This is a genomic window from Mongoliitalea sp. (assembly GCF_054166905.1).
Window position 1 is genome coordinate 146,360 of record NZ_JBSZCK010000026.1, and the last position, 7,653, is coordinate 154,012.

General features: G+C 38.4%; 7 protein-coding genes. 5 read left to right on the top strand and 2 right to left on the bottom strand.

The features are described from left to right. Positions 1–18 precede the first annotated feature (18 nt). A complete protein-coding gene (aspS, locus tag ACXIUD_RS09540; protein WP_458052402.1) occupies positions 19–1,770 on the bottom strand; it encodes an aspartate--tRNA ligase in 1,752 nt (583 codons plus the stop codon). 279 nt (positions 1,771–2,049) lie between these two features. On the opposite strand from aspS, the gene ACXIUD_RS09545 reads away from it, so the two are divergent. The 5 genes from ACXIUD_RS09545 to ACXIUD_RS09565 all read left to right on the top strand — a co-directional run bounded on the left by ACXIUD_RS09545 (position 2,050) and on the right by ACXIUD_RS09565 (position 7,151). Next, positions 2,050–3,315 carry a M23 family metallopeptidase gene (locus ACXIUD_RS09545; RefSeq protein WP_458052403.1) on the top strand — a complete coding sequence of 422 codons (1,266 nt, stop codon included), beginning with the start codon at positions 2,050–2,052 and terminating at the stop codon, positions 3,313–3,315. 359 nt (positions 3,316–3,674) lie between these two features. After that, complete coding sequence (locus ACXIUD_RS09550; protein ID WP_458052404.1) at positions 3,675–4,400, top strand: DUF6088 family protein; 726 nt, start codon at positions 3,675–3,677, stop codon at positions 4,398–4,400. Next, positions 4,397–5,386, top strand: coding sequence for a nucleotidyl transferase AbiEii/AbiGii toxin family protein (locus ACXIUD_RS09555; protein ID WP_458052405.1), 990 nt, complete (start codon positions 4,397–4,399; stop codon positions 5,384–5,386). Before ACXIUD_RS09550 ends, ACXIUD_RS09555 begins: the two co-directional genes overlap by 4 nt. A gap of 312 nt (positions 5,387–5,698) precedes the next feature. After that, complete coding sequence (locus ACXIUD_RS09560) at positions 5,699–6,658, top strand: TlpA family protein disulfide reductase (protein ID WP_458052406.1); 960 nt, start codon at positions 5,699–5,701, stop codon at positions 6,656–6,658. A gap of 10 nt (positions 6,659–6,668) precedes the next feature. Further along, positions 6,669–7,151, top strand: coding sequence for a phage tail protein (locus tag ACXIUD_RS09565; RefSeq protein WP_458052407.1), 483 nt, complete (start codon positions 6,669–6,671; stop codon positions 7,149–7,151). Between the two features lie 156 nt (positions 7,152–7,307). On the opposite strand, the gene ACXIUD_RS09570 is transcribed toward ACXIUD_RS09565, so the two are convergent. Further along, a partial coding sequence (locus tag ACXIUD_RS09570; RefSeq protein WP_458052408.1) for an OmpA family protein occupies positions 7,308–7,653 on the bottom strand: 346 nt, incomplete at its 5' end.

Sequence of the window (7,653 nt, forward strand, 5' to 3'; positions counted from 1 at the left end):
ATATGTATGGATGTATTTTTATTTTAATGCAACCTTAATGGATAATTCCTGTAATTGCTCTTCAGCAATCGTACTTGGAGAGTCGATCATGACGTCTCTTCCTGAGTTATTTTTCGGGAATGCAATGTAATCTCTGATAGAATCGGAGCCACCAAAAATTGCACACAAACGGTCAAATCCAAAGGCGATGCCACCGTGCGGAGGAGCACCGTACTCGAAGGCTTCCATTAAGAAACCAAACTGCTTTTGAGCTTCTTCCTCAGTAAATCCTAAGTGTCTGAACATCAATTGTTGGGTTGCTCTATCATGAATTCTGATCGAGCCTCCGCCAATCTCTACCCCATTGATGACCAAGTCATAGGCATTGGCACGAACAAGTCCCGGATCCGTTTCCAACAAAGGAATATCCTCCGCTTTAGGAGAGGTGAATGGATGGTGCATGGCGTGGAAGCGTTGTGTTTCTTCGTCCCACTCAAGTAGAGGAAAATCTACTACCCACAATGGTTTGAATACATTTCTATCTCGTAGTCCCAAATCTTCGCCCATTTTCAAGCGCAGTTCGGAAAGTTGCTTGCGGGTAGTTTTGGCCTCACCGGACAAAATCAATAACAAATCTCCTGCTTCAGCTCCGGCTAATTTTGCCCAAGCAGCCAAGTCTTCCTGATTGTAAAATTTATCAACTGAAGATTTGAAACTTCCATCCGCATTGCACTTCACATAGACCAAACCTTTTGCTCCAATCTGCGGACGCTTTACCCATTCAGTGATCTCGTCGATTTGCTTGCGTGTATATTCTCCGGCGCCTTTGGCACAAATACCCACCACTATTTCAGCAGCATCAAAAATGGAGAATCCTTTTCCTTGAGCAAGATTGGTCAATTCCACAAACTTCATGTCAAACCTCAAATCAGGTTTGTCATTGCCATAGAATTTCATCGCATCTTCGTAGGTCATACGCTTCACTTCTTCCAACTCGATGCCTTTCACTTCTCGGAATAAATGCTTAGTCAATCCTTCGAAGGTTTTTAAGATATCTTCTTGGGAAACAAAAGACATTTCACAGTCTATCTGTGTGAATTCGGGCTGACGGTCTGCTCTCAAATCTTCATCTCTGAAACATTTGACGATCTGAAAATATCTGTCAAATCCGCTGACCATCAATAATTGCTTGAATGTTTGTGGAGATTGTGGCAAAGCATAGAATTCTCCTGGATTTACCCTGCTTGGAACAACGAAGTCACGGGCACCTTCCGGTGTGGATTTGATCAATACAGGAGTTTCTACTTCGATAAAATCTGCAGCGTCCATGTATTTTCTGGTCTCCTGCATCATGCGGTGACGTAGTTGTAGCTTTTCACGGACCACATTTCTTCGAAGGTCCAAGTAGCGATATTTCATCCGTAGTTCATCCCCTCCATCAGTATCATCTTCGATGATGAAAGGAGGGACTTTGGCAGGATTGAGTACATCTAGATTGGCTGCTTTTACTTCAATCGCTCCGGTTGGTATTTTATCATTTTTTGATGCTCGTTCAATTACTACGCCTGTGGCGGTAATGACAAACTCTCTTCCCAAAGAAGCAGCTTTTTCCAATAAGGCTTTATCGGTAGATCCTTCTTCAAAAATTAATTGGGTCACTCCGTAGCGATCTCTCAAATCCACCCAAATCAAACCTCCCTTGTTGCGTACACGCTGTACCCATCCAGCTAAAGTTACCTCTTGGTTTATGTGGTCAAGTCTTAATTCTCCACAGGTATGTGTTCGTAGCATTTGTTTTTTCTTTTTAAGTCGACAAAGATAAGCAAAGTCGCCAAGTATACGACAGAAATGAATAATTATGACCGAATCCTTGTAGTTTTTGTAAGCATTGTTCCGAACAATTGATTTTTGTCAAAATTTCTGGTTTATCAAATTATTTCCATTGAGCATCGCGCAATTTCTATTTTGTAACCTTCGTTTAAATATTTGGGTATAAAAACCTTGAAAAACTTGCTATTTGAACGGAATTTAAATTTCTTTGAATATCATCCGCAGCCAACAACACTACACATGAATAAAAAATGGATCAGCACAGGGATTTTGGTGCTATGCTTAGGGGCAGGGTATTACCTATACAACCAAGTATATTCCGAAACCATCCCTGAGGAATCTGAACTGGAAGTCTATGAAGAAGAGGAAGAAGAGCTTCTTTTGTATGGCATCAATGCCAAAGATTTGGATGTCATCGAAGGGGTCGTGGGGAAAAATGAAACGCTTTCTTCACTTTTAGCACCTTTCAATATTCCTTTTCAGATCATCGATGAAATTGCCAAAAAATCCAAGGAAGTTTTTGATGTTCGTCGCATCGCCTACAATAAGAAATTCACTGTTTTATCAGCAAAAGATTCATCACAGGCACAATTTTTTATCTATGAACCCAATCCATTAGAGTATGTGGTGATCAACTTGGAAGCAGTTGAGATTTATAAAGAAGAAAAACCCGTCAGTTACAGACCTGTGGAAATTGGTGGAGAGATTACCTCCAACTTATCTTCCAATATGACCGCGTTAGGTATCAGTTACGATGTAGTGGATCAGTTTGCCGATTTGTTTGGCTGGTCAATTGACTTTGGGGCCTTGCAAAAAGGGGATGAATTCAAAGTAGTCTTTCAGGAAAAAGTGGTGGAAGATGCAGTAGTAGGCAATGGAGAAATCGAGGTTGCCTTCTTTAAGCACAAAGGGCAAGAGTTGTTTGCTATTCCTTTTGAGCAAAATGGACAGCTTTCCTTCTTTGATCAGGAGGGAAATAGCTTTAAGAAAGCATTCTTGAGAGATCCCTTGAAATACACGAGAATTTCATCACGCTATAATCTGAATAGATTTCATCCCGTACAAAAGCGCTACAAGCCACATTTGGGTACGGATTATGCCGCCCCTACAGGGACTGAAATCCGGACAGTTGGAGATGGTACAGTAGTCGAAGCACGCTTTACCAGTGCCAATGGCAATTATGTCAAAATCAAGCATAACGAAACTTACACGACCCAATACCTTCACATGTCCAAGTTTGCATCAGGCATCAAACCCGGCATGCGAGTTAAGCAAGGGCAGGTAATTGGCTACGTTGGTAGCACGGGATTGGCAACCGGTCCACATTTGTGTTTCAGATTCTGGAAAAATGGGAAGCAAGTGGATTGGTTACAGGAAAAAATCCCGCCTTCCGAGCCTATTGCTCCCACCAATAGAGCGGCTTTTGAGTTGGTAAAAGCGGAGAAATTGGGGGTTTTGGCAAGAATTCCTATACAATCAGCAGAAAAATTGTTAGCTGATAATTGATGGTTTAAAAAAAGTCAACTAGTTTATAATGTATCGTCCCTTGAAGTTTTTAGGATTTCAAGGGATTTTTTTTTGATAAGCTGTATAGTAGTTTCTTATGGGATATGCTAGTATATATTGGAAATATAACGAGTTAGTTGTATCTTTTTATAATACTAAATACTTGGAAGTGTTTAAAAATATATTTAACCACACAGAAAATATTGGTCATTTCCATATGATGATGAGGATTGGCGAAGAAATTGAAGTGTAGCTATGGGAAAAAAGCCAAGAATTATAGTGTGATTAACTTTCAAAATGTCCAGTTTTTTTGCTAATAAACTGGACAAATAAATTATCTTTGTACTACCATAAAAAGAATGAAAACAGCTGAATACATAGCATTTACTATAGACAGACTGCCTAAAGGTTATGTGTTCACCTATGCCGATTTCACTACACAGGTGAATCAAAAAGAAGCAGTGATAAAAGCCCTGAACCGTATGGTAGCTTCGGGCAAAATTGCCAAACTATCCAAAGGCAAATACTACAAACCCGAAAACACCCCTTTTGGCAATCTTCAACCCAATCAGGCACAAGTAGTGAAAGACTTATTGGAAGAAAACGGAAAAATAACGGGCTACCTCACGGGTTATAGTATTTACAATCAATTGGGCTTAACCACACAGGTAAGTAATACCATACAAATCGGGAAAAATCAAATTCGCCCCAACTTTAAAAGAGAACGCTATACGATTGCTTTCATAAAGCAAAAAAACACTATCACCAAAGAAAATATTCCTTTGTTGCAGCTATTGGATGCCATCCGATACATCAAAAAAATACCTGATGCCAGTATAGAAGCATCCTGCAAGCGGTTCTTAGCCATAATAAAAAACTTTTCAGACAAAGAAATAAATACCTTGGTCCGCTTGGCATTAAAATATCCACCTGCTACAAGGGCTTTACTAGGTGCGTTGTTAGAACAATTACAACAGAGCAAAACAGCTGAACTACTTTTTAAATCATTGAATCCAATTACTAAGTATAAACTAACAGGTGCAGCGAAAACAATATCCAACACCCAAAAATGGAATATTGTATGAACCTACACGAGAATAAAACCTTATTCAGACAAGCGGTTCAGTTTACGGCTGACCAAATGAAAATCCCCGCTATTTATGTAGAAAAAGACTATTGGGTTACCTATGCATTGTTCACCATTTTCAATAATGAAATTGGCAAAGACACCGTATTTAAAGGCGGAACTGCACTATCTAAATGTTACAAAATGATTGACCGCTTTTCAGAAGATATTGATTTGGTAGTATTGAGAAGAGAAGGCGAATCAAACAACAGATTAACCACAAAAATAAGAAGAATAAGTGATGTTGTAAACGCCATATTGCCTGAAGTAACCATCGAAGGCATTACCCATAAAATGGGAATGAACCGAAAAACGGCTCACTCTTATAACAAAGAATTTAAAGGCGATTACGGACAAGTAAGACCGGAAATTGCGGTAGAAGCTACTTGGTTGGGATACTTCGAACCCTACACAACTAGAAGCATCATTTCATTTGTGGGTCAGATGATGTTGGATAATAAGCAATCAGAAATTGCTAAAGAAAACGGTCTACTTCCCTTTGACCTATTAGCATTAGAACCCACAAGAACCACTTGTGAAAAAATAATGAGTTTGGTTCGTTTTTCTTATAGCGAAAACCCAGTAGATGATTTAAAGAAAAAGATTCGGCACACCTACGATTTACATCAGTTACTTAAACAAGAGGAGTTTTTAAAATTCTTTCAATCAACGGCTTTTGATGAAATGCTTTTAAAAGTAGCCAATGATGATGTCGCCAGTTTTAAAAACAACAATCAATGGCTTGTCTATCATCCAAATGAATCACTTATATTCAAAGACTTGGAAAATGTATGGGATGAGTTGAAAACGATTTACAATGGTGATTTTAAAAATTTGGTGTACGGAGAATTACCCAAAGAGGAAGCCATATTGGAAACATTAAAAATGATTCAAGAAAGGTTAAAAGCAATTTCTTGGACAATAAAAATTGAACCCAAGAAATGAAATTCTCTGAAAAAAATTAGAAAATGCATATACCGAGCTGTCGGGGCAATGAAGATTTTGCAAAATAGTCAACGTAACAAGTCACAATAAACATTGGCAATATAGTAACAACAGAAAAGAACAACGAGGGTATAATCGAGTAGGTGATCTCGCCAACCGTTAAGTTTGTAATCATATAACTAACTATCACTAATTTTATTAATTTTAGATGACAATAAGAACCGCTAAACTAAGAAAGGGGAGCGGCTTTTTTCATAGCTTACCTTGCATAGTTGGGGTCTGCTATTGGCAACAAGCATAAATAACACCAAGATGTATAAAACATTTTTCAGAATTTTCCTCGGTATCCTAACGATTATTGCTACAACCATCTTGGTCATCTTACTATTTACAGAAGTTATTGAAATAAAGAACGCTCAAGTTTTAAAATGGCTACCCTTATTAATTTGTTTCATTGGGTTTTATTTTGCGGGGCTTATAAACAGGAAAACAAACTTAGCATTGACCCCCATTTTATTAATTGCGTTAGTTGTATTTATTCCATTGGAGCTATTATACTTCCCTTTTTTATTCATGATAATACTTTTTTCACTCTTAAGTATTCTTGTTTCTCGGACTGATTTAAGTAATAAGATAAAAATTCCATTATTCATAGGTCAAATCATAGTGTTCGGAATCTATCTATTTTCTCAACCTCTTATTATAAAAAATAAAGGTTACGGTACCGATGCAGCAAACAATTTGTTTAATGCCACCGTCCTTTGGGATTTCACGTCTAATACTCCACTCAGCCTACCCAAGGAAGTATTTAAAGACATAAATGGCAATCAAGTTAGCTTGAAAGACTTTGACGGTAAAACATTATATGTAACATTCTGGGCAACTTGGTGTGGATATTGTCTGGGAGAAAAACCTGAACTTGAAAAACTAAAAAAGCTATATCAAGATAATTCAGACATAGTTTTTATAGATATTTCTTTGGATTCAACTATTGAAACCTGGAAGGCTTATTTACTCAAAAACGAACAAAATGGAATTCAGTTGATAACAAGTAATGAGGCTAAAACAAGGTCAAATTATCAATTTTCAGGTATACCATATCATATCATTGTTGATTCTAAGGGAAACTATAAAGAATGTCAAGGCCCTTATTTCATAGACAAAGAATTGCTCAGTAATCAAGATAAAGTAACCGAATATATAAATACCCCTTACAAAGTTTTTAAAACGAGTAAGACCAATGGAAAAGAAACAGTTGTAAGAGTGAGATAAAATACCAGGCATGAACATTCGAGAGCTAAATGAAGCACCCATGAGAGAAGAATCACACGATAACGCTTGGCCACTGCCCAAATTTCTTTTCTTGGTAGATTGGGGAATCTTAACAGATATTCCCTTTCAAGAAGTTAGCGGCTTGGATCTTCAATCAGATACACTGGAATTTAGACATACTCACTCTACTACATTTTCAACAGTCCCTAGACCTGGTACGGTAAAGGACAGTAGAATGACCTTGAGCAAAGGGCTGTTTGTTAAAGAAGTTTTTTGGGAATGGTATCAAAAAATTCAAGCGAATACAAATGATCGCCCAAACCTTAAAATAAAATTAACGGATGAGCGTGATGCACCAATCATGTCATGGATCTTACATCATGCATGGCCTGCCAAAGTTGTTTTTACAACTGATCCAGAATCTGCGGAAAACGAAGTCTTCGTTGAACGTATAGAAATTGCGTATGTGGGGATTACAATTGCAAATCCTTGAAAAAGTAACCGATGTCGATGGATATGCTAGATTGAGGGGTCAATAGGCTCCGGATTATTCAGCTCATTAATAAAGAAAAAAACCAATGCTTACTAGCATTGGCTTTAACCATAATTTAGTCCCTAAGTAAATATTTTTAGTCCCTAATAAATACCATTATTTCACTCCACCCAATCTGAGCTCTGTTCTTCTGTTCAGTTGATGCATGGCTTCTGTGCACGGTACGGTTCCGCAATCATTGATTGGCTGGGTTTTGCCGAACCATTCGTACTGCATTCTGGCAGCTTCCACTCCCCTGTTGATCAGGTAATCCATCACCACGGCCGCCCTGCGCTCGCTCAGGCCTTTGTTGTACTCCTCGCTGCCACGTTGATCCGTATGACCCGCAATGAACAGCTGCAGATTGGACATGCGCTTCAACATGATCGCTGTACGCTCCAGTTCCTTCTTGTGCACCGATCTCAGCGTACTCTTATCAAAGTCAAAGTAGATCGTCGGCAAG

Coding starts and splice junctions, on each gene's coding strand:
- ACXIUD_RS09550 (WP_458052404.1), top strand. CDS start 3,675: ATGAAAACAGCTGAATACATAGCATTTACTATAGACAGACTGCCTAAA.
- ACXIUD_RS09545 (WP_458052403.1), top strand. CDS start 2,050: ATGAATAAAAAATGGATCAGCACAGGGATTTTGGTGCTATGCTTAGGG.
- ACXIUD_RS09555 (WP_458052405.1), top strand. CDS start 4,397: ATGAACCTACACGAGAATAAAACCTTATTCAGACAAGCGGTTCAGTTT.
- ACXIUD_RS09565 (WP_458052407.1), top strand. CDS start 6,669: ATGAACATTCGAGAGCTAAATGAAGCACCCATGAGAGAAGAATCACAC.
- aspS (WP_458052402.1), bottom strand. CDS start 1,770: ATGCTACGAACACATACCTGTGGAGAATTAAGACTTGACCACATAAAC.
- ACXIUD_RS09560 (WP_458052406.1), top strand. CDS start 5,699: ATGTATAAAACATTTTTCAGAATTTTCCTCGGTATCCTAACGATTATT.